The organism is Rhodococcus sp. KB6, assembly GCF_001445685.1.
Taxonomy (GTDB): domain Bacteria; phylum Actinomycetota; class Actinomycetes; order Mycobacteriales; family Mycobacteriaceae; genus Rhodococcus_F; species Rhodococcus_F qingshengii.
The window spans coordinates 568228-590191 of record NZ_LNAK01000043.1 but is presented as its reverse complement, the minus strand read 5'-3'; the positions used below and the strand labels follow the sequence as shown (position 1 = coordinate 590191).

Annotated in this window: 21 protein-coding genes and 1 riboswitch; of the genes, 10 read left to right on the top strand and 11 right to left on the bottom strand. The window is 63.1% G+C overall.

Annotated features, from left to right (window positions below; all coding sequences use genetic code 11):
- Positions 1-6: 6 nt before the first annotated feature.
- Complete coding sequence (locus ASU23_RS09890) at positions 7-420, bottom strand: cold-shock protein (RefSeq protein ID WP_007733502.1); 414 nt, start codon at positions 418-420, stop codon at positions 7-9.
- Positions 421-635: 215 nt separating this feature from the next.
- Between ASU23_RS09890 and ASU23_RS09885 the strand changes: the two genes are divergently transcribed.
- Together ASU23_RS09885 and ASU23_RS09880 are read left to right on the top strand one after the other, a co-directional pair.
- A complete protein-coding gene (locus ASU23_RS09885; protein WP_003940194.1) occupies positions 636-863 on the top strand; it encodes a hypothetical protein in 228 nt (75 codons plus the stop codon).
- A 33-nt stretch (positions 864-896) separates the two neighbouring features.
- Complete coding sequence (locus ASU23_RS09880; protein WP_003939919.1) at positions 897-1286, top strand: YccF domain-containing protein; 390 nt, start codon at positions 897-899, stop codon at positions 1284-1286.
- A gap of 94 nt (positions 1287-1380) precedes the next feature.
- Here ASU23_RS09880 and ASU23_RS09875 read toward each other — a convergent pair whose 3' ends face one another.
- Positions 1381-2778, bottom strand: a complete 1398-nt coding sequence (locus ASU23_RS09875) for a YncE family protein (protein WP_058037816.1) — start codon at positions 2776-2778, stop codon at positions 1381-1383.
- Between the two features lie 384 nt (positions 2779-3162).
- A riboswitch (cyclic di-AMP (ydaO/yuaA leader) is annotated at positions 3163-3383 on the top strand.
- Between the two features lie 8 nt (positions 3384-3391).
- Between ASU23_RS09875 and ASU23_RS09870 the strand changes: the two genes are divergently transcribed.
- Positions 3392-3955: a transglycosylase family protein gene (locus ASU23_RS09870; protein WP_003939675.1), complete on the top strand. Its 564-nt coding sequence runs from the start codon at positions 3392-3394 to the stop codon at positions 3953-3955.
- An 83-nt stretch (positions 3956-4038) separates the two neighbouring features.
- On the opposite strand, the gene ASU23_RS09865 is transcribed toward ASU23_RS09870, so the two are convergent.
- Positions 4039-4227: a hypothetical protein gene (locus ASU23_RS09865; RefSeq protein ID WP_019744939.1), complete on the bottom strand. Its 189-nt coding sequence runs from the start codon at positions 4225-4227 to the stop codon at positions 4039-4041.
- 60 nt (positions 4228-4287) lie between these two features.
- Between ASU23_RS09865 and ASU23_RS09860 the strand changes: the two genes are divergently transcribed.
- On the top strand, positions 4288-6612 hold the full coding sequence (locus ASU23_RS09860) for a helicase-associated domain-containing protein (RefSeq protein WP_030535357.1): 2325 nt from the start codon (positions 4288-4290) through the stop codon (positions 6610-6612).
- 87 nt (positions 6613-6699) lie between these two features.
- Entirely contained in the window at positions 6700-6825 is a 126-nt protein-coding gene (locus tag ASU23_RS35095; RefSeq protein ID WP_007733507.1) for a hypothetical protein, read from the top strand.
- Between the two features lie 424 nt (positions 6826-7249).
- On the opposite strand, the gene ASU23_RS09850 is transcribed toward ASU23_RS35095, so the two are convergent.
- Complete coding sequence (locus tag ASU23_RS09850) at positions 7250-7900, bottom strand: TetR/AcrR family transcriptional regulator (protein ID WP_003940633.1); 651 nt, start codon at positions 7898-7900, stop codon at positions 7250-7252.
- A 54-nt stretch (positions 7901-7954) separates the two neighbouring features.
- Complete coding sequence (locus ASU23_RS09845; protein WP_003939736.1) at positions 7955-8266, bottom strand: hypothetical protein; 312 nt, start codon at positions 8264-8266, stop codon at positions 7955-7957.
- 215 nt (positions 8267-8481) lie between these two features.
- Between ASU23_RS09845 and ASU23_RS09840 the strand changes: the two genes are divergently transcribed.
- The 5 genes from ASU23_RS09840 (at position 8482) to ASU23_RS09820 (ending at position 15504) form a co-directional block, all read left to right on the top strand.
- A complete protein-coding gene (locus ASU23_RS09840; RefSeq protein WP_058037910.1) occupies positions 8482-9675 on the top strand; it encodes an LLM class flavin-dependent oxidoreductase in 1194 nt (397 codons plus the stop codon).
- Positions 9672-10748: an alcohol dehydrogenase catalytic domain-containing protein gene (locus ASU23_RS09835; RefSeq protein WP_058037815.1), complete on the top strand. Its 1077-nt coding sequence runs from the start codon at positions 9672-9674 to the stop codon at positions 10746-10748. The genes ASU23_RS09840 and ASU23_RS09835 overlap by 4 nt, the downstream gene beginning before the upstream one ends.
- Before the next feature lie 180 nt (positions 10749-10928).
- On the top strand, positions 10929-12587 hold the full coding sequence (locus ASU23_RS09830; RefSeq protein WP_003940219.1) for a DNA repair helicase XPB: 1659 nt from the start codon (positions 10929-10931) through the stop codon (positions 12585-12587).
- A gap of 102 nt (positions 12588-12689) precedes the next feature.
- Positions 12690-14768 carry a hypothetical protein gene (locus tag ASU23_RS09825; protein ID WP_058037814.1) on the top strand — a complete coding sequence of 693 codons (2079 nt, stop codon included), beginning with the start codon at positions 12690-12692 and terminating at the stop codon, positions 14766-14768.
- Between the two features lie 73 nt (positions 14769-14841).
- On the top strand, positions 14842-15504 hold the full coding sequence (locus ASU23_RS09820) for a DUF3239 domain-containing protein (RefSeq protein ID WP_007733514.1): 663 nt from the start codon (positions 14842-14844) through the stop codon (positions 15502-15504).
- Between the two features lie 9 nt (positions 15505-15513).
- Here the strand turns inward: ASU23_RS09820 and ASU23_RS09815 are convergent, their stop codons facing one another.
- Genes ASU23_RS09815 through ASU23_RS09790 form a run of 6 tightly spaced genes read right to left on the bottom strand, consistent with a single transcriptional unit; the run spans position 15514 to position 21883 of the window.
- The gene (locus ASU23_RS09815; RefSeq protein WP_003940565.1) at positions 15514-16500 is read right to left on the bottom strand and encodes an LLM class F420-dependent oxidoreductase; all 987 of its coding nucleotides are present in this window, start codon (positions 16498-16500) and stop codon (positions 15514-15516) included.
- Positions 16501-16513: 13 nt separating this feature from the next.
- A complete protein-coding gene (locus tag ASU23_RS09810) occupies positions 16514-17746 on the bottom strand; it encodes an MFS transporter (RefSeq protein WP_058037813.1) in 1233 nt (410 codons plus the stop codon).
- A complete protein-coding gene (locus tag ASU23_RS09805; protein ID WP_058037812.1) occupies positions 17743-19089 on the bottom strand; it encodes an LLM class flavin-dependent oxidoreductase in 1347 nt (448 codons plus the stop codon). Before ASU23_RS09805 ends, ASU23_RS09810 begins: the two co-directional genes overlap by 4 nt.
- Before the next feature lie 31 nt (positions 19090-19120).
- Positions 19121-19993, bottom strand: a complete 873-nt coding sequence (locus tag ASU23_RS09800; RefSeq protein ID WP_050654731.1) for an ABC transporter permease — start codon at positions 19991-19993, stop codon at positions 19121-19123.
- Positions 19986-20807, bottom strand: coding sequence for an ABC transporter ATP-binding protein (locus tag ASU23_RS09795; RefSeq protein ID WP_003940477.1), 822 nt, complete (start codon positions 20805-20807; stop codon positions 19986-19988). The genes ASU23_RS09800 and ASU23_RS09795 overlap by 8 nt, the downstream gene beginning before the upstream one ends.
- Positions 20804-21883, bottom strand: coding sequence for an ABC transporter substrate-binding protein (locus ASU23_RS09790; protein ID WP_058037811.1), 1080 nt, complete (start codon positions 21881-21883; stop codon positions 20804-20806). The genes ASU23_RS09795 and ASU23_RS09790 overlap by 4 nt, the downstream gene beginning before the upstream one ends.
- Between the last annotated feature and the right edge of the window lie 81 nt (positions 21884-21964).

Genomic DNA, 21964 nt, shown 5'->3' with positions numbered 1-21964 from the left:
GAGCGATCAGGTGTCGAGCTCGCGAGCGACGGCCCGGACGACCTCGGAGATCCGCTGAGCGGTCTTGCGGTCCGGGTACTTGCCGTTGCGCAGATCCGGCTGGACCTTCGCCTCGAGCAACGTGATCATGTCCTCGACCATGCCGTGCAACTGATCAGGGGTGTGCTTACGCTCGACGGGCTCACGACGCGTCGCCGTCGCGCCGCGCAACGACGGCGCCGGCTCGAGTACCTTCAGGCTCAGTGCCTGCGGACCGCGGCGGCCCGCAGCCATTCCGAACTCGACGCGCTGGCCGGCCTTCAAGCCTTCGACGCCCTCGGGGAGAGCGGAAGCACGGACGTAGACGTCCTCGCCCTCTTCCTGCGACAGAAAGCCGAAACCCTTTTCGACGTCGTACCACTTCACCTTGCCGGTCGGCACCGCGTTCACCTGCTCATCACTCGACTGGGGCGTCTGCCCCAATGTGCTCGGGAGGCTCTCGGAAGAGCCTCATGGCCTTGCTCGCATCGCTTCCGGTGGAAGAATGCAAAAGAACGCGCCCCACACTTGCTTCAGCGGGGCGCGCAGTCTGTTAACAGTCTACCTGTGACGAACCCGGGTCGGCACCCAGGTTTACAGGCACTATCCTCGTAGGTGTGGACCCTCAACCGAACCCGCGCACTTCCGGCACCGGAAACGGTCTGTTCCGTACGGCGATGGCACTGTTCATCGTCGGATTCCTGGCGATCGTGGCCATCTTCGCAGTCCATATCTTCAGCGACACCCCACCCGGCCTGGCGTTGTACCTGGTAGCACTCGCGTGCCCGATCGGCTTCCTCCTGGCCATCGTCTACACGCTCAGATCCGGTCGACGGGTGCGCTGATCACTCCCGCCTCCAACCGAAAGGTCACTGACCATGAGAATCCTCCTGAACGTGATCTGGCTGGTCTTCGGCGGCTTCTGGCTGGCGTTGGGTTACTTCGCCGCAGGCATCATCTGCTGCATCCTCATCATCACGATTCCCTTCGGAATCGCGGCATTCCGCATCGGCATCTACGCACTGTGGCCGTTCGGTAAGACCGTCGTCGACAAGCCGACCGCTGGTGTCGGTTCGATGATCGGCAATGTCATCTGGGTGATCATCGCCGGTATCTGGTTGGCGATCGGACACATCGTCACCGCCGTCGCGATGGCGATCACGATCATCGGAATTCCGCTCGCGGTCGCGAACCTGAAGATGATTCCGATCTCGCTGATGCCGCTCGGCAAGGAGATCGTCGACGTGGACCGGGTGAATTACGCATAGTCGTGGACCGCGTCGATTACGCATAGCGGGCCCGCGGACCGAAGAACCCGACCACAGCAGTTGCTGTGGTCGGGTTCTCTCGTATCAGGTCGGATCAGCGCCCGAGGCTACCGAGTCCGGGAAGGTTACCGAGCGAACCGGTTCCCGTTCCCGGGTTGCCCGGATCGACGGGGCCGACCGGCCCCTCGGAGACCACGATGGTCACGCTCGAAGCACGCGAAAGCACGCTCTTCGCAGTGACCTCGACGGTGACGCTGCCGACAGCGGTGGGGGTACCCGAGATGGTGCCGTCCTGTGCGAGGGACAGTCCGCCGGGCAGAGTGCCACTGGTGAGTGCAAAGGTTGCGCGCGCATCGGCGGCAGTGAGCTTGTGCGAATACGCCTTACCTACCTGAGCGGCAGGCAATTCGACGGTCGCGGGTAGCGGGTACGCAGCAACGACTGTCACCTTGCCCCCGTTGGTCGTCGACGCGATGGCGCCGGTCGAGGTGTCGAGCGCGAGGTTTTTGACCTTCTCCAGTGCCGGAACCTTGGTATCGGTCAGAGCGGTGGTGGCGCGGGTCGTCAGATCGACCGACCACAGGTGTCCGTTCATGACGTCCGCGACATATGCAATGCCTGCCGCAGCGTCGACGACCACGCCGTTGGGAATCGCAGTCGGAGACAGCGTGGTCTTCGACAGAACCGCGCCGACCGGGGTGATCGCCCACAGGTTGGTTGCCCGGGTGTCGGTCATGTAGATGTTGCCGGTGTTCGTGTCGACATCGACGTCGACCGGGTAGAGGTTGTCGGCACGCACGATCGACTTGAGTGCTCCGCCCTTGCGTACGTCCGCCTGCCACAGCGTGCGGCCGTAATTCTCGTCGAAGAAGTTGGTGTCCGCGATGTAGAGGAAGCCGCGGACACTGTCGAAGGCGAGCTTGGTCGGCGTTGCCGACTTGTGGACCAGAATGCTCGACACGGCGTCGGCGGCGTTGGGGTCGACGACTCGGATGTTGCCGGACTTGTAGTCCGAGAAGTACGCGCGGTGTGTTGTGGGATCGACGACGACATCGTTGATCTGCGGACGCGAGCCGTCGGGGTTCTTCTCGCTCAGCGTGACCGTCTTTTCGACCTTGCCGGTCTTCGTGTCGACAATCGAGATCGCGCCGCCGTAGGAGGAGGACACGTATGCGCGTCCGAGGCCTGAGTCGACGGCAAGTGCCGACGGGTAACCGACGACGCCGTCGATGGTGCCGACGGACTTGCCGGTGTTCGTGTCGACGACGGACAACGAGCTGGTCGGTCCGCCGTACTGCGTGATGTATCCGCGGTGGGTTGCCGCGTCGACGACGATGTCGCCGGGCTGGGTTGCGGAATAGCTTCCGACAACACCGTGTGTCGGATCCTCGGGTGAGGCGTGTGCAGCGGGAGCAGTGACGGCCAGGCCGACAGCAGCAGCGGCAACGGCGAGTGACGCGGTGACCGCACGCCGACGGTATTGCAGTTTCATGAGGGGTGCCCTACTTCTTTGGAAGACTCTGCGAAACCTGCCCAAGCGAGGCAAGTCAGGCAAACCTAACCTAAGTTTCAAAGTCGATGTTGAGACACGGGCCACAACCTTGGGTCCGGATCGACGCACCTCTCAATCGCCCGAAATTCTATTTCCGCATAGCGTGTGACCTTGCTCACATTACGGATGGATAACGGAACGGACACAACCGGACATTCACTCGGGCACCCCCACCTACCTGGGAAGAGTCTCCTGCGCTTTGTGTGACGCGTTGTACGTCTTTCGCCACGCCGCGTTATCAAATGGTGACACGAGCGACTCGAGCCGTTACCGTCGTTTTCGGCCGGGAAACTCGGCCACCTCCGGCCCGCCGCGCCAAGCCTTGTCCCGCGGGTACCGGACTTCCGACAGAGCATTCCAGGGACGAGGACGGGGGACCCAAAGTCCTCTGTGAGAACAGAAAAGTTCTCCAGTGGACACCGGTTCGATCGCAAGACCGAATCTTGGGGTGAAGCCAGACCCTTTCCAGCCAGGAAAGGCGAGGCCGGGCGACCTCTCAGCCCGAACCCGACAGCTGACCTCGCAGGCGCGTGTGGAGAGGATTTCGACCATCATGAGCGGACGCCATCGCAAGCCCACCACCACCGGCCGCACTGTCGCCAAGGTCGCCGTCACCGGCGCCATCATGGGCGTAGCAGGAATTGCAGCCACCGGAACCGCAAACGCTGCCCCCGACTCCGACTGGGATCGTCTCGCCCAGTGTGAGGCCGGCGGAAACTGGGCCATCAACACAGGCAACGGTTACCAGGGCGGACTGCAGTTCTCCCCCAGCACGTGGAACGCACACGGCGGCGGACAGTACGCAGCCACCGCAAACCAGGCCACTCGCGAGCAGCAGATCGTTGTTGCCGAGCGTGTTCTCGCAAACCAGGGTTGGGGCGCATGGCCGTCCTGCTCCTCCAGCCTCGGGCTGAGCAGCGGCGCCACCGAGCGTTCCGCTCCGGCCACGACGGCTCCTCAGGCAGCTCCGGCTCCGGCGCAGCAGGTCGCACAGACCGTTGCACACCCGGTCGCCGACGCCATCGATCAGGCAATCGCATTCGCCGAGGCCAACGGCATCCCGGTCGACCCGCAGATCCTCGCAGTCGCCGACACCGCGAAGTCGTTCCTCAAGTAACACCGGCAAGACTGTCCGCTCGGACGCTCGAACATCAAGAAGGCCCGCACCGATTCGGTGCGGGCCTTCTTCGTGTCGAGTTGTTATCGGTTGATGACGGTGTGCGGGTGTACGTAAGGAAGTGACTCCACCGGAACCGGAAAGGTGGTGTCCTCGCCGAAGGGTGAAAGTCCACCTGCGCGGGTCGATGACAATTCGGTCACTGCGTGATCTCCGTCTGCAGTTTCCGGCCATCCTGGATCTACATAGTGTTGCTTCGAATTGTTGGCCACGAAGTCATTTTGACAGGACGCCGTTACGCCGTACAGACCAGGTCTCTAATCTGATACCTGATGACCGAAACACGTGGCACCCCGGCGGGCAGTTCCGCAGCCGAAAGTCTGACCGATTGGCTCTCGGCGCGCAGTGACGCCGAGTTGACGGAGTTGCTGCGTCTGCGCCCCGATCTGGCCGTACCGCCGCCGAGCACGATGGTGGTTCTCAGCGGTCGGGCACAGCAACGCGCGTCGGTCAGCCGAGCCGCGGACGAACTCGACACCCTCGATTTCGGTCTTCTCGAATTGTTGGCACTGGCCGGCGCCGAGGAAACTCCGATGACGCGGGCGGAGCTCAACAGTGCGATCGCCGAACGCGCCCTGACCGGCAAGGGCAAGGTCACCAAGAAGGCCGTCGACAAGTCTCTGTCGAAGATGCGCGCGTCCGCCCTCATCTGGGGTGTCGATCCCATCAGCGTCGTCCCGGCAGTCATCGGGATGATTCCGTGGCGTGTGGGGCGCGCCCTAGAACCTGCCGAGGCAATGACCGAGACCGAGATCTCGGCTGCGCTCAACGCTCTGGACACCCGCGAGCGGGATCTCCTCGAGACACTCGCCAACTCCAGCCCGATCGGTCGCACCCGCGACGCTGCCCCCGGAACGCCGCCTGAGCGCCCGGTTCAACGACTGCTGGCGGCCGGCCTGCTGCGGTGGCTCGACGAGCAGACCGTCGAGCTTCCGGCGACGGTTCGTCAGGTCATCCGCGGCGAGCCGGTTTTCGATCCGACGACGCTGACCGCACCTGTCATCGGGGGCGACAAACTCAAGCCGGCGGACGTGAACGCCGCAGCAGCCGGCGAGGCGCTCGAGTTGGTACGCCAATGCGAGAACGTGATCGCCGTTCTGGGCGCAGCGCCGGCTCCCGCACTGCGAGCCGGTGGGCTCGGTGTTCGAGAACTACGACGCGTGGCCAAGACGGCCGATCTCGACGAAGCGCGCGTGAGCCTACTTGTCGAGTTGCTCTCGGCAGCCGGACTCATCGCCAGTGGAACACCAGATCCGGCGCCGGTCTCGGACAACGCGGACGAATACTGGACGCCCACGCTCGCGGTCGACGGCTGGCTGAACGCGTCCACAGCGCGACGGTGGGAGGTCCTGGCGTCCGCCTGGGTCGACGTACCTCGAGTTCCGTGGATGATCGGGCTGCGCGATTCCACCGACAAGCCGATCGCGGCGTTGTCCGAGGAGGGCCGCGCTCCGGCGGCTCCGCGAGATCGTCAGGCCATTCTCGGGCTGCTCTCCGAACTCGACAGCGGCCAGACCGCGTCGGCCGTCGAGGTAAGTCGACTACTGGCGTGGCGACGCCCGCGATGGAGCGGGCGCCTACGGACGTTCGCGATCGAGCGGACTCTGGACGAGGCCGCCGCGCTCGGGCTGGTGGCCCGCGGCGCGTTGTCGTCACCTGGACGAGCTTTGCTGCACGGCGGGGACGCCGAAGCCGAAATGCAGTCCGCCCTACCCGAGCCCATCGACTACATCCTGGTCCAGGCGGATCTGACTCTGGTTGCGCCCGGCCCGCTGGTACCGGACCTGCTCGAGCAGGTGAGCCTGGTCGCAGACATCGAGTCGGCCGGATCGGCGTCCATGTACCGCATCAGCGAGGACAGCGTGCGTCGTGCGCTCGACGCCGGTCTGACGGCCACCGAACTGCATGCGATGTTCGCTTCGAAATCGAAGACTCCTGTCCCCCAATCACTTTCGTATCTGATCGACGATGTCGCCCGTCGACACGGACGACTGCGTGCCGGAGTGGCGGCGTCGTTCATTCGATGTGAGGACGCGTCACTGCTGGCGGAGGTCCTCGCATCCGCAGTGGCCGAGCCGTTGGCACTGCGCGCCTTGGCTCCCACCGTCGCGATTTCGCAGGCCCCTCTCCGCGAAGTCCTGACCGAGCTGCGAGCCGCCGGATTCGCGCCGGCAGGTGAGGACTCCTCGGGCACGTTGGTCGATCTCCGCCCACGCGGGGCACGTGTACCCAACCGTCGCAGCCGACCGGCGTCGAGGATGCCGGCGAGCCCGTCGGCGGATCAGCTGGCGTCGTTGGTCCGCACGATGCGGGCCGGAGACCGTGCTTCCGCCCCCGGCCGCGGCGGAGTGCGAACGGACGGTTCACGGGAGAACAACGCCGCCACCATCGCCTTGCTGGCCACGGCGGCCCGAGACAATTCGAGCGTCAACATCGGCTACGTCGACGCCCAGGGGGTCGCGACGCATCGCATCGTCGACCCCGTCAGCGTTGGCGGCGGACAGCTGGACGCCTTCGACCCCGCGAGCGGCGCGGTTCGCCGTTTCACGTTGCACCGAATTACTTCCGTCAGCCCCGTCGACTCCGGAAAAAAGTAGCAAAAAAGAAGCAACTGGCTTTTTTCTGTAAATGAAGTATGGTCGAGGTCAGTTTGTGATTGCCACTTCGAAAAATGAGGAGCGACAATGGCTGACAAGGCGCCGGGTAAGAACATGAAGAAACCCGCCCAGTCGATCAAGGAACGCCGCGCGGAGAAGCGGGCGAAAACTGCGGAGTCTTCCGAGTTCATCCGTAAGCGGAAGCGGAGCTGACAGCAAAGTCCAGAGAAGACGAGCTGATTGCGAAGCTGACCAATGCCTGCCTCCACCGACACCCTCGTGCACCTGCACGAAACGTTCAACCTGTTCAAGTCACGTAATCGAGGAACTGACGCACGCTCGCGCGGGTACGCAGCGGGCATGACCCTCGCTTCACTCTGCGTCCTCGACGAACACGCTCGGCAATCCGGAATACTTCTATCGGATTTACCGCAGAAAGAGAATCAACCATCGTGAAAAGAACAATCCATACCCTGGACCGCATTCAAACGAGACTCGAATCGGAGCTTGATTCCACTCCGGGTGATTCCGAAAAGAATATCGGTTACCGGTCCGGAATTTCCGAAGCTATTACTCATGTAATGGAAATGCGGAAGTCAGTGGTCGCGCAGAAATAGGAGACGCATCGATTAGGCGCTCACCCCAATAACTGCCGCACACCACCCACCAGAAAGACGACCTGGTCCTCGTAGAAGTCGGCAAGCCGCTCCGGCGCGAGCGGCTTGCCACTTCCGCTCCAATCGTCCGCCCGGCTCAACGCCTGGAGGAAGCCCATCAAGGCAATCGCCCAGCGAGTCTCGAGCCGTTCGGGATCGGTAGCAGGAAAAGTACGACGGACCTGGTCGAGAAGATGTTCACGCAGGTGCAGCTCGGTCGCCTCGAGGGCTGGATGGCCCGGTCGTGACATCTGCGGCTGCGAGATCTGCGTGACGATTCTGATCCATCGCATTCCCCGCGTGCGATGGCGAAGGAGCAATGCCTTGTAGGGCGCAGTGACGGCCCGTACCAGCGCCTCGACCGTCGGCGGCGTCTTGTCGGCGGAGAGGGCGTCGACGTTCGCGCTGATCTGATCTCGCACCGACGTTCCCATGTCCAACAGCACCGCTGCGACCAGATCGTCCTTGGTTCCGAAATGGTAGTGGACCGATGACGGCCCGAGACCGGCCGCGGCGTTGACCGAGCGCAGCGAAACTGCATCCAATCCCTCTGTCGCGAAAAGCCTTTCAGCAGTTTTGAGCAAACGCAGACGCGTCGCGTCGCCTTGACGGTTCTGCCGGGAGTCGGTCATACGAACGAGCTTCGCACGGGCTCGACAAACGTCTCAACCGTGGCGAACGCGGAGTCAGAGTGATTCACGGTGTGCTCGCACCCTGTTGTCGCGATCCACCCAGCCGTGGGCGCGTGCGTAGTCCACCATCGCGGAGAACTTCTGTCTCCACTCGGTGTTTCCGATCCGGGCAGCGACGGCTTGCTCCAAGTGGCCGATGTCGAGCCAGACGTGATCCCCCTCGAGTTCCCCCCACGGTTCCAGTACCCGACTCAGAGTCTCGGATCGATCGTCGCCGCCAACGACGACCGAGAGACTGGTGAAGTCGTCGACACTGTTCAGTTCGACGGTCGAGGAGTCGGGGGTGATTGTGACGTCCAGTTGCATACCTCTTCAATACTCCTTCGGAAAGTACTTGGTTCAGTCGATCGACTCGCAACAACGATATCCGACGTCATTGCACCAGATAACGTTGAACTACAGGTGATTACAAATCTCCCACTGTGCGGGAGGCTCAACTTATTGGATCAGTTGATCCATGTTAGACATCTCGATCAGAGCGAGTGATCCAAATCACTCCCCTGTCGACAGGAGTTGTCATCGTGTGGTCCGCATCGTCCATCCGCTTCGGAGCCTTCCTCGCCCCGTACCATCCGCTCGACGCCGATCCCGCCCTGCAACTCAGACGCGATATCGACCTCATGACACACCTGGACCACCTCGGATTCGAAGAAGCGTGGATGGGTGAGCATCATTCGACCGGCGCCGAGATCGTGCCTGCCCCGGACATGTTCATCGCGGCCGCCGCAGAGCGAACCGAGCGCATCCAGTTCGGCACAGGCGTGACGTCTCTGCCCTATCACCACCCGTTGATCACGGCCGACCGCATCACTCAGCTCGATCTGCAGACGCGCGGACGACTCATCTTCGGCACCGGCCCGGGCAAGATCCCCCTCGATGCGCACATGATGGGCATCAACCCGTCGGACCAGCGTCGTCGCCAGGGCGAAGCGCTCGAGGCCATTCTCGCGTTGCTTCGCGGCGAGGTCGTCAACATGGAAACCGACTGGTTCACGTTGCGTGACGCACGTGCGCAACTGCCCACCTACCGTGCGGACGGCATCGAGACCGTGACAGCGTCGACGATTTCCCCCAACGGTTCGGTGCTCGCCGGCAAGAACGGCCTCTCCCTGCTCTCACTCGCGGCGAGTTCACCCAGCGGCTTCGACGCACTGGATCGCAACTGGGATGTGTACGAGAAGGTCTCGGCCGAGCACGGCCACCACGCCGACCGAGCGACGTGGCGTGTGGTCACTCCGATGTTCATCGCCGAGACCCGAGCCGAGGCCGAGCGCGCCGTGAGCCGGCGGATCGGATCGATGGCTTCTTACGTGAATCGACAGACCGGCCAGAACCCGGCCTGGGCAGATACACCTGCCGGAATCATCGATCAGTGGCGAAACGACACGCTCGGCGAGTTCGGTCAGGCGATCATCGGTACCCCCGAAGATGCGATCGCACAGATCGAGCGTCTGATCGAGAAGACGGGAGGGTTCGGCACGTTCTTGATCCTTCACGTCGACATGGCGAGCTGGGAGGACACCAAACGCAGCTACGAATTGTTCGCCTCCGAGGTGGTCCCGCACTTCCGGAAGCGAAATGTCGGGCGTCAGGCGAGCATGCAGTTCGCCGAGGACAATCGCGAATACCTGATCGGCGGGCTGGTCGGAGCGATCACCAAAGCCCATACCGACTACTACGGCCAGCCGGCCGAGACGGGAGCCGTGCGCGCATGAGGGCCGTCCGTTTCCAGCAGGGAGAATTCGCGGTCACCGAGATCGCCGACCCGCCGCCGTTGGCACCCCATCAGATCCGCATCGACGTCGTCGCCTGCGGGATCTGCGGCAGCGACCTGAGCATGTCGAAGGACCCGTGCCGATTCGTCGAGGTCGCGCACGACGGGGGCTACCCGCTCGCCACCTTCGATCCGGACGCGCCAGTGGTGCTGGGGCACGAATACGCGGGTATCGTCTCCGAGACCGGTTCTGCAGTAGACGATTTCGCGATCGGCGATCGGGTGGCCGGCATCGGCTTGGCCACCGACACCGCTACCGGGATCCCGACGATCATCGGCTACTCGAACGAGTACCACGGCGCGTTCGGCGATCACATAGTCGTCGACGCGTTCTGGGTCCGCAAAGTTCCCGACCACCTGTCACTCGAGCACGCCACACTTGCCGAACCTCTCCACGTCGGCGAGATGCATCTCCAACAGTCCGGCCTCACCTCGGCCGATTCGGCGCTCGTCATCGGTTGCGGAACGATCGGACTGGGCGCCATCGTCGCCGCGAAAGCGCGCGGAGCGCAGATCGTCATCGCGTCGGAGCCCTCCCCCAAACGACGCGAGCTCGCCGCGAAGATGGGCGCGGACATCGTTGTCGATCCGGCCGAGCAGGATCCGATCGAACTGTGGAATCGAATGATCGCCGAAGGCAACCAGCTTGTCGGCCAGGCCGCGAACGGAGTTCTGATCGCCTACGAATGCAGCGGTCGGGCGGGAGTCATCGGAGAACTGATGCACACTCTGCCGTTCAACTCGCGGATTCAGGTTCTGGCTGCGCCGTTCGGCGACGAGACGATCATTCCCGTCGTCGGGCAGTTCCGGAGGATCTCGATCAACTTCGGTCACGGTCCTTACGAGAATGCCTACGACATCACCCTGCAGAGGCTCACCGACGGCGAGATCGACGCCGAAGCGATCATCACCGGCAGGGTCGGTCTGGATGGAGTCTCGGACGCTTTCGCAGCTCTGCGCGCACCCGACGAACACGTGAAGATCCTCGTACTACCCGCGGGCCTCCCGGAATAGCGGTCGATCCTGCCCTGTTGACGTAGGGGTGCTCGCACTCGGGCACCTCTACTTCGGGCTGTGCGAGCGTCGCCTGTTGGCGTCTGCGCCCCGATACCAGGACAATGGCAGGGTTGGCGTCAGCCGACAACGCGGCGCAACGCTCTGTGGCTGCCGCGTTTGCTTCACTAGGAGGATTCCGTGACCGACGGACCGTTGATCGTCCAATCCGACAAGACGCTGCTGTTGGAGGTCGACCACGAGCGCGCCGGCGATGCCAGGCAGGCAATCGCCCCCTTCGCGGAACTCGAACGGGCCCCCGAACACGTCCACACGTATCGCATCACTCCCCTGGCCTTGTGGAATGCCCGCGCCGCCGGACACGACGCCGAGCAGGTTGTCGACGCGCTCGTGTCGTACTCACGATTCGCGGTTCCACAACCGCTGCTGGTCGACATCGTCGACACGATGGCCAGGTACGGACGCTTACAGCTGGTCAAGAGCCCGGTGCACGGCCTCATCCTGGTCAGCCTCGACCGCGCAGTCCTCACCGAGGTGATGCGACACAAGAAGATCTCGCCGATGCTCGGTGAGAAGGTCGACGACGACACCGTGATCGTCCACCCGAGCGAACGCGGCCGCCTCAAGCAGATGCTGCTCAAGGTGGGCTGGCCGGCCGAGGACCTCGCCGGCTACGTGGACGGCGAAGCGCACCCGATCGATCTCGCTTTCGAAGAGGGCCACTGGGAACTGCGCGACTACCAGCAGATGGCAGCGGATTCGTTCTGGGCCGGCGGCTCGGGCGTCGTCGTGCTGCCGTGTGGCGCCGGCAAGACGATGGTGGGCGCCGCAGCGATGGCAAAGGCCAAGGCCACCACCCTCATCCTCGTCACCAATACCGTTGCCGGTCGTCAGTGGAAGCGTGAGTTGATCGCGCGCACATCGTTGACCGAGGAAGAAATCGGCGAATACTCCGGCGAGCGCAAGGAGATTCGGCCGGTCACGATCGCGACCTACCAGGTGATCACACGTCGCACGAAGGGCGAGTACAAGCACCTCGAACTTTTCGACTCCCGCGACTGGGGACTGGTGATCTACGACGAGGTCCACTTGCTGCCCGCGCCTGTCTTCCGGATGACGGCAGATCTGCAGTCGCGCCGCCGTCTCGGCCTGACCGCAACGCTGGTTCGTGAGGACGGCCGCGAAGGCGACGTCTTCTCGCTCATCGGCCCCAAGCGCTACGACGCTCCGTGGAAGGACATCGAAGCGCAGGGCTGGATCGCGCCGGCCGACTGCGTCGAGGTGCGAGTGACGATGACGGACGCCGAGCGCATGTCCTATGCCGTCGCCGAACCGGAGGAGCGCTACAAACTGTGCTCGACGGCTCACACGAAAATTGCGGTCGTGAAGTCGATCCTGGCCAAGCACCCCGATTCTCCGACTTTGGTGATCGGTGCGTATCTCGATCAGCTCGACGAACTCGGCGAAGCCCTGAACGCCCCGGTGATCAAGGGATCCACCAAGAACAAGGAACGCGAGATCCTCTTCGATCAGTTCCGTAACGGTGAGATCCAGACGCTGGTGGTGAGTAAGGTCGCGAACTTCTCGATCGACCTTCCGGAGGCGTCTGTCGCCGTGCAGGTTTCGGGAACCTTCGGGTCGAGACAGGAAGAAGCGCAGCGACTCGGACGCCTACTGCGACCCAAGCACGACGGCGGTCAGGCTCACTTCTATTCGGTGGTCTCGCGCGACACTCTCGATGCGGAGTATGCGGCACATCGTCAGCGATTCCTCGCCGAACAGGGCTACGCCTACCGGATCACCGACGCCGATGACCTGCTCGGACCTGCAATCGGCTGAGCATTTCTGCAACACGTTGCAGAATCAAATGGACATACGTCCAGTTATCTGTAGAGTGTCCCCTGTCACAGTCGTGTCCATCGGCCGGGGGTCACCTGCACCATGCGCTCAGTTCCACGTCTACGGGGTCGGCTCGCCGGGACCATCTCGCTGCTGACTGCCGCCGTCGTCGTCGCCACGACCGGCGTCAGCGCCGCGGCACCGAGTCCTGCTCCTACTGCGCAGAACTCGGTGTACGCACTTGCGAACGGTTGCTTCGCGCTGCGCACCGAGTCTGGTGATTTCGTCCGTCGTGACGGGTCGGCGTACCTCACCGACGTAACGAAAGCCGCAGACGCCGAACCGTTCCGGCTACATGCGGCCCAGTTGGGTCGATTCATGCTGTACGGCCCGGACGGGTCGATGCTCTCGCACGACGGCGCAGACTCGGTGCTCGCCACTTCCGAAGCAACTCCGTCCACCGACTGGACCGTGATGTCCACTGGCGAGTCCTTCGTTCTGACAGCGACCTCGAACGGCCGACAACTGATCTCGCGAGATTTGATGCTCACGATGTCCGATCCCGGTGACGTTCCCGAATCTGCGTTCACGCTGATCCCGCGCGACGGCTGCGCCGACTTCCCCGAAGCGGAGGTGGGCGCAAACGGCGTTCCGGGAGAAATCGGACCGAACGGTGAAGTCACCGGATTCATCGACACACACGTGCACATGAATGCTTCCGAGTTCATGGGCGGAAACCTGCACTGCGGCCGACCTTTCGATCCTCAGGGCGTCACCGCAGCGCTCGTCGACTGCCCGGACCATCAACCCGACGGGATACCGGCGCTCCTCGAAAACGTTCTGTCGTACGGCAATCCCTTCGAAACTCACGACACCACCGGCTGGCCGAGTTTCACCGACTGGCCGGCGCACGATTCACTGACACACGAGCAGACGTACTACAAGTGGGTCGAGCGGGCCTGGCGTGGCGGTCTGCGAATCTTCACCAACCTCTTTGTCGCCAACCGTGTCCTGTGCGAGCTGTATCCGAGTAAACGAAATCCCTGTGACGAGATGGAGACCGTCCGGATCCAGGCGCAGCAGACACGCGAACTCCAGGACTACATCGACGCCCAGTATGGCGGTCCCGGCCGGGGTTGGTTCCGCATCGTGAGCTCCCCTGAACAGGCCAGGCAGGTGGCCGCCGACGGAAAGCTGGCCGTCACCCTCGGGGTGGAGGTGTCCGAACCCTTCGGTTGCTCTGTGCGCAACGGTATTCCGCAGTGCACCGAGGACGACATCGACCGCGGCCTGGACGAGTTGTACGACCTCGGTGTCCGGCAGATGATCGTCACGCACAAGTTCGACAACGCCCTCGGCGGTGCCCGTTTCGACGGCGGCGTCACCGGAGTGGCCGTCAACATCGGCAACTACCTGGGCACCGGGGAGTTCTGGCAGTCGGAACCATGCACCGGCGTTGCCGAGGACAATGTGCTGCCCACCAAGGTCGACGGCGCACAGAATCTTCTCGCGGTACTCCCACCCGGAGTGACGCTTCCGGTGTACCCCTCTGGTCCGCAATGCAATTCGCACGGCCTGACCGACCTCGGCGCGTACACGATCCGAGGTTTGATGGACCGAGGGATGATCGTGGACATCGATCACATGAGCGTCAAGACCGCCGAAGCGGCTCTCGATATTCTCGAAGCTGCGAATTACTCCGGCGTCGTTTCCAGTCACAGCTGGAGCGACCCGAGCCTGTACAAGCGGATCTACGCACTCGGCGGATTTGTCGCCCTGTACGCCGGACAACTCGACGCATCGGACGAAAAGCCCGAAGAGCGTGGGTTCATCGACCAGTGGCGGGACGCACGGGCGATGCGAAGCGAGAACTACTACTTCGGTTTCGGCTACGGCGCCGACACCAACGGCTTCGGGCCGCAGGCCGCACCGCGCGGCGACGCCGCAGAAAATCCGCTGCAATATCCGTACACCGCCTTCGACGGCACGGTCATGGACCAGCAGCGCGCCGGCACCCGGGTTTTCGACGTGAACACCGACGGCGTGGCGCAGTACGGGATGATTCCCGACTGGATCGCGGACATGCGCATCGCCGCGGGAGCCGACGGCGACACCATCATCGAGGACATGAGCCGCGGCGCCGAGGCTTACCTGCAGATGTGGGAGCGCGCGCGAAACTAGCTACGCTGGTGGACGGTCCCCGGGCGATCGGGGGCCGGTCCTAGATCGTCCGGCACCACCGAAGGAATTTTTCGTGGCTGACTTCCAGTTCACCGTCGACAAGGCTCACGCCAAGTCGGTCAACGACACACTGGCCGATGTACGCCGCCTGCAGATTTCTGCGGTGATCTTCGCGATCGTCCTCGCCGCGGTCGGGGCCTGGTTGATCAGCATGGGCGAGGTGTGGTCCATCATCATCGGCGCAGTCCTCGCCATCGGTGCGGCCAGTTCCCTGTGGGTTGCCGTGTGGGCACCTCGCAAGGTGGGAAGCGTCGAATCTCTGTATGCGGACAACCCACTGGTTCCCGCGATCGTCACCGAGGTTCACCCTCGAGCGGCGACCTTGACGGCATTGATCGACATCGCGAAGCCGGCGGCCGGAGCACCGCAGTACGCGCTCGTCAGCCGCAACGTTCGACTCAATCCGAAGTGGCGAGTCGGCGACCGCATTCCGTCGGTCGCACTGCGTTCGGATCGTTCCACCCGCAGCAAGGCTGACACGTGGCAGATGGTCAGTCCCATGCCGATCGAGTGGGGGACCAAGGACTCGGCAGTGCTGGCACGCGCGATCGCTGCTGTCAGTGCGAGCGAGTGGAACTTCCTGCAGAGCCGGATTCCCGATTCCGAAGAAGTTCGCACCCACCCCGATCGCCGGGTTCTGATCAACCCGGCCGATCTTCCTGACTCGCTGCGCTAGTCCAAACGGTTACGCGAGCGCGGGCAGCACTTCCTTCTCGAACATCTCGATTCCCGACGTGTCGTACGCGGCCTCGGGGAAGTAGAAGATTCCGTACTCGAGCCCCTGTGCCTCGAGCGCCGACAGATTCTCGATGATCTGCTCGGGCGTACCCACGGCAGGCATTCCGCGGAACGCGTCGAGCGACGCATCGGCGGCAGCTTCGCCGACCAACGGCGTCAGTCTGTCCTTCAGTGTCTCCAACCGCTGAGCCACCTCGGATTCCGTCGCGCCGATGGCCACGTTGTAGTTGGCCGAACGGACGATGGCGTCGAAATCGGTGCCGACGGTGTCGCAGTGCTTCTTCAGGATTTCGGACTTGTGCGCGAAGCCGGCCGGGGTGCCGTCGAAGTTCGTGTACTGCGCGTACTTGGCCGCGATCTTGAGTGTGACCTTCTCGCCGCCACCGGCAACCCAGATGGGAATTCCGCCCTCTTGCAACGGAAGTGGACGGCACAGCGCTCCGTCGACCTGGTAGTACTTGCCGTCGAGCGTCGAGCTGCCGGTCGACCACGCCTGCTGCATGATCTGGATTCCTTCGTCGAGGCGGCCCAGACGCTCACCGGCAGAGGGGAAACCGTAGCCGTACGCACGCCACTCCTGCTCGTACCAACCGCCGCCGATGCCCATCTCGACGCGTCCACCCGTGATGAGATCGGTGGTCGCGGCGACCTTGGCGAGGTACGCCGGGTTTCGGTAACTCATGGCGGTACACATCTGGCCCAGTCGGATACGCGAGGTCGACGCACCGAGTGCGGCCATCAACGTCCACGCCTCGTGAGTCGCTTCTTCCGTCGGCTGGGGAACGGTGTGGAAGTGGTCGTAGACCCACACCGACTCCCACGGCCCTGCCTCCGCGCGCAGCGTGAAGTCTCGCATCACCTCCCACTGCTTCGCGGGGTCGATGCCGACCAGGTCCAGACGCCAGCCTTGAGGTACGAACAGTCCGAATCGCATGTAGCGAGCCTACCTACAGTTTCCCGACGCGCGACCGGGGTGACACCCGCGGAGAGTAGACCGGAATGAAGCGGAACATCATCGCCGCGCCGGCGAACGACGTCGCGCCCAGAGCGGCGAATGCCCACCCGAGTGGGAGCACCGCGGCGAGTAGACCGATCGCGAGCGGCCCACCGAACATGCCGGTGTCGTGAGTCAATCGCCATGCAGCGAGGAACTCGGCGCGTTCTTCGGGCGGGGCGATATCGGCACCGAGGGTCATGATCACGCCGTTGCCCAGCCCGTTGCCGATCCCCATCACGACAGCGACCACGGTCAATCCCACTGCACCCGTCGAGAACGGCAACAGTAGGTACGACACACCGATCACCGTCAGCGAAGGCACCGCGACCAGCCTGCGGCCGTATCGGTCCATGATGTGTCCGGCCGGGTACGAGCACAGCAGGTCCACGGCCGCACCGATACCGAAGATCACACTCACCTGGGCTGCATCCAATCCGAGGTGCAATGCCCACAATGGAAGAACGGCCTCACGCGAAGCGCGGGCGGCGCCCATCAGAAGGGAGCCTGTCCCGAGCGTCGACAGAGCGGCACGATGACGGCGAAGGATCTCCGGGAGCGTGACGTGTCCGTGATCGCTGTTGCCTGCCTGCACCTTTCGTGGCGGGTCGGGAACGCGGGCCATCAGCGCCCCGGCGAGCACGACGCCCACCAACTGGACGAAGAATCCTCCGCGCGCTCCCACCAGGAGAATCACGCCGGCCCCGATGAGCGGTCCCAGGAAGAAACCCAACCGCCACATCGCGGCGAACGACGACATTGCTCGGGCCCGAAGACCGAGTGGCACGGTCTCGGCGAGGTAGCTCTGCCGCGCAAGGCCCCACACCGCATTCGCCAATCCGGTCAACAGTGCGCCGATACCGAGCATCCACGGAGTCTGCGCAAGGAGACAAATCACCACTCCTGTTGCACCCAAGGAACTTCCGCCGATGATCGACCTGCGCTCACCGAAACGCGACACGATCCTGCCGGCGGGGAGGTCACCGAGTACGGCGCCCAAACCACCGAGTGCAACGATCAGGCCGGCGACGGCAACCGATGCACCCAGGTCGCGCGCGGTGACGGCCATGATGGGGGCAGCCGCTCCCTGACCGATCCCGAAGATGGCCGCCGGTACGAAAACCGTTGTGACGAGTGGCTTGAGACCGGCAATCGCCGGCTGTTCCTTGGGCAGTGTTTCCGTCACGCGCTCACTTCTGCCGCGTCAGCGGCCCGCGAAAACCGATTCGCCGGACGATCGAGGCCGTAGTGACCCCGCAGGGTGGATTCCGTGTATTCGGTCCGGAAGATCCCACGCGCCTGCAGAATCGGCACGACCCGGTCGACGAACACCTCGAGCCCTCCAGGCAGATAGGGCGGCATGATGTTGAAGCCGTCCGCGGCGCCCTTGTCGAACCATTCGGTCAACTCGTCCGCGACCTGCTCCGGTGTCCCGGCAAATGTCCGATGCCCACGGCCACCGCCGAGTTTGCCGATCAGTTCACGGACGGTGAGGTTTTCGCTCTCCGCAAGGTCTTTGACGAGCTGGTATCGACTCTTGTTTCCTTGGATGCGATCGATGTCCGGCAACGGTGGCAGCGGGGCATCCAGCGAATGCTCGGTGAGGTCGACGCCCACCATGTTCGAGAGTTGGCGCAGCGAGTACTCAGGTGAGATGAGATCCGTGAACGACTGCTCCAGTGCCTTGGCTTCTTCTTCCGTATCCGCGATGAAGGGAACGATGCCTGGCAGCACCTTGATCTCGTCGGGACTACGCCCGTACTTGATCAGCCGCGCTTTGAGGTCGGTGTAGAAATCCTGCCCCTGCTCGAGTGTTCGTTGAGCGGTGAACACGGCTTCGGCATACCTCGCCGCGAAATCCTTACCGCTCTCGGAGGAACCGGCCTGTACAAGCAGCGGACGTCCTTGTGGAGACCTCGGCGAATTGAGCGGGCCAGCCACCGTGAATCGTTGACCGTCATGGTCGATGCGATGGACACGATCAGGATCGGCGAAGATTCCGGTCTCTTCGTCCAGGACAACTGCCCCCTCTTCCCAGCTGTCCCAGAGTCCGAGCGTCACGTCGAGAAACTCCTCGGCGCGCTCGTAACGACCGCTGTGCGTCGGTACCGCATCGAGGCCGAAGTTCGCGGCCTCGTCGGCGCCGGCCGACGTCACGATGTTCCACCCGCCTCGTCCGCCACTGATGTGATCGAGGGAAGCGAACTTCCTTGCGAGAGTGTACGGATCGCTGTAACTGGTCGACGCGGTTGCAATCAGTCCCACCTTGTCGGTGGCCGCAGCGATTGCCGACAGCAAGGTGACGGGTTCGAAGATCGCCTGGGTGTTGTACTTGACCCGCGGGCCGACTGCTAGACCGTCGGCGAAGAACACCGAGTCCAGCTTTCCACGCTCGGCGATTCTCCCCAATTCCTGGAAGTGCTTGACGTCCAGGAGGTTGGCCGCGTTTGTGCGTGGGTGGCGCCACGCCGCCTCATGATGGCCGACGCCCATCAGGAAGGCGTTCAGATGAAATTGTCGTTCGGACATGAGTTCGCAGAATCTTTCCGTGAATGTGTGGTCAGGTGGTGACGCGCCAGCGCGAGAGCCGACGTTCGATCAGGACCAGAATCGCGTTGATTGTCAGACCCAACAACGAGATCGCGACGATGCCCGCGTACATGTTCGGGATCTGGAAGTTGAGTTGTGAAGCGGTGATCAGATACCCGAGACCGGCTTTGGCCCCGACCATTTCGGCGGCGATCAGCACGAGAATCGACGACGCGGCTGCCATGCGGATACCCGTGAAGATCGTGGGAACAGCGGCGGGCAGAACCACCTTCTGAAACAGCCGAATCGAGGAGAACCCCAGCGAGGCAGCGGACTTGATCAGCAGCGGATCGACCGTGCGCACACCCGAAATGGTGTTGAGCAGGATCGGGAAGGTGCAGGCGTAGATCACAAGGGCGATCTTCGATTCCTCACCGATTCCGAGAATCAGCACGAAGACGGGAAGCAGCGCCAAGGCTGCTGTGTTGCGGAACAATTCGAGAATCGGGTTGAGGAAGTCGGAGACCGGGCGGTACCAGGCGATCGCAATTCCCAACGGAATCGCGATCGCGATGGCCACGAAGAAGCCGGTCAGCGCACGCGTCAGACTGGCGGAAACATGCTCTTGCAATTGTCCGTTCTCGGCGAGGGTGAAGAATGCGGACACAACTTCGGTGAAGGGCGGGAGGAAGACCTTGTCCACCAGCCCGAGCCGAGGTGCCGCTTCCCAGATCCCGAGGAAGATCGCGATCGCAATCGACGGCTTGGCAATCCGCCAGGCGGTGGAACCAATGTAGCGCGCCGCCTTGCCGCCGGCCTGGCTCCGCTGCGCAACGTCAGGTGTTTTGTCGGCCAACGGTTTCGGGGTGGCGACCACCTCCGGCGTCGCCAATGCGCTAGACATGTGCAACCTCCTTGGCAGGATCGAGTTCGCCGGCCCGAGCGCGCTCGACTTCACCGTGCAGCAGCGTCCAGATCCGGTGCCGGAACACACGGAACTCCTCACCTGATCGCACGTCGTCGCCGGACCGGTCGATGTCGATGTCGACGATCGTCTTGACGCGCCCCGGGCGCGAAGTCAGTACTGCAACACGTTGCCCGAGGTAGATGGCCTCGTCGATTCCGTGGGTGATGAACAGGATCGTCTTGCCGGTGGCCTTCCAGATGCGCAGAAGCTCGTCCTGCAGCGACTCTCGCGTCTGTGCGTCCAGCGCTGCAAATGGTTCGTCCATCAGCAACACTTCGGGGTCGAATGCCAGGCTGCGGGCGATCGCGACTCGCTGCTTCATTCCACCGGACAACTCGTGTGGATAGCGATCCGCGAAACCTTGCAGACCGACCAGTTCGAGGTAATGCTCGGCGAGCTCGCGTCGCTCGCTCTTCTTCACGCCCTTCGCTTCGAGTCCGAACTCGATGTTGTGACGTGCAGTTCGCCATGGAAGCAGCGCGTATTGCTGGAAGACGATTCCCCGATCCAAGCCTGGGCCCGTGATCTGCTTGCCGTCCAGAAGGATTCGACCGGAAGTGGGCGAACTGAGTCCTCCGAGGAGGTCCAGCAGAGTCGACTTGCCGCAACCACTCGGCCCGACGAGGACCAGGAACTCCCCCGGCGCCACGTCGATGTTGATGTCCTCGACCGCGGTGAAAACTTCGTCGGTCCCACGAATGTCGAACTGTTTGGTGACGTGCTCGAGCCGTAGTTTCGGTTCTGTGCTCATTTTGCTGCCTCCAGTGCCTGTCCGTCAGCGCCGCTGTCGGGTGAATACGTTCCGTTGGCGTACGGGTTGAATTCGTTCGTGTAGATGTCCGACGGCTTCAACTTTCCTTCTTCGAGTTCGCCGTTACGGGTGAGCCAGTCGATCCACGTGCTGATCTCGGCATCGGTGATCGTTCCGCCGGGACCGGCGACCCCCGGGCTCTTCCAGTAGCTGATGAGCTTGGTGTCCTCGTTGCGTCCGCGACTGTTGATGATCGACGTCAGCTTCGCGATCACTTCTTCTCGTGGGTGCGTCTGCGTCCAGCGGATGGCCCTCGCTGTTCCCTGCACGAAATCGGCGACCGCCTCCTTGTTCTGCGCGATGTAGTCGTCACGGAACACCAACGTGCCGTAGGTGAACGAGCCGAACAACGATTCGTCCGTGAACAGCTCACGAAGGCCACCACGTTCGAGCGCGGAGTCACGGAAGACCGAGCCGAGGGTGGCGACGTCGATCTGTCCCTGCCGCAACGCTTGTTCCGTGTTGACCGGCGGAACCACGATCAGTTCCACCTGCTTGATCTCGTCCGGTGTAAGCCCCTCCCGCGCAAGCCATTCACGCACGACGAACTCGTGGTGCGCACCGAGGGTGTTCATCCCGACCTTCTTGCCGATCAGGTCCTTCGCCGATTTGATCGGACTGTCGTCGAGAACGTAGTAACCGTTGAAGCTCTCCTTGTCCGAGCCGTAGTACCCGATGACCGAGGTGATCGGTGAACCCGCGGAAGCCAACTTCACCACCGCACCGTTGAACGCTCCCCCGAACTCGGTTTGACCGGTCGCTGCGTTCTGAATGCTCTGAGGGCCGCTGGTCGTATCGCCGATCCAGTTGAGCTCCACGTCGTTGAAGTAGCCGAGGTCAGCGGCCAGTTCGGGGTAGATGACCTGTCCGGTGCTGCCCTCGTACCGCAGGACGGTCTTGCCGTCGGCGGTCTTGACCACTTCGTCGGAGGAGCCCGAGCAGGCAACGGCAAAACTGGACAGAGTGACAAGAGCGACGACCGCGGCTACCGAGCGCGCGAAACGAGGGCGAATCATGAAGTTGCTTCCTGTAGAAGATGATTGGTTCAGTTCTCGGCTACACCTGTCCGGAGCGCCGTGTGCGGCGCTCGGCACAGG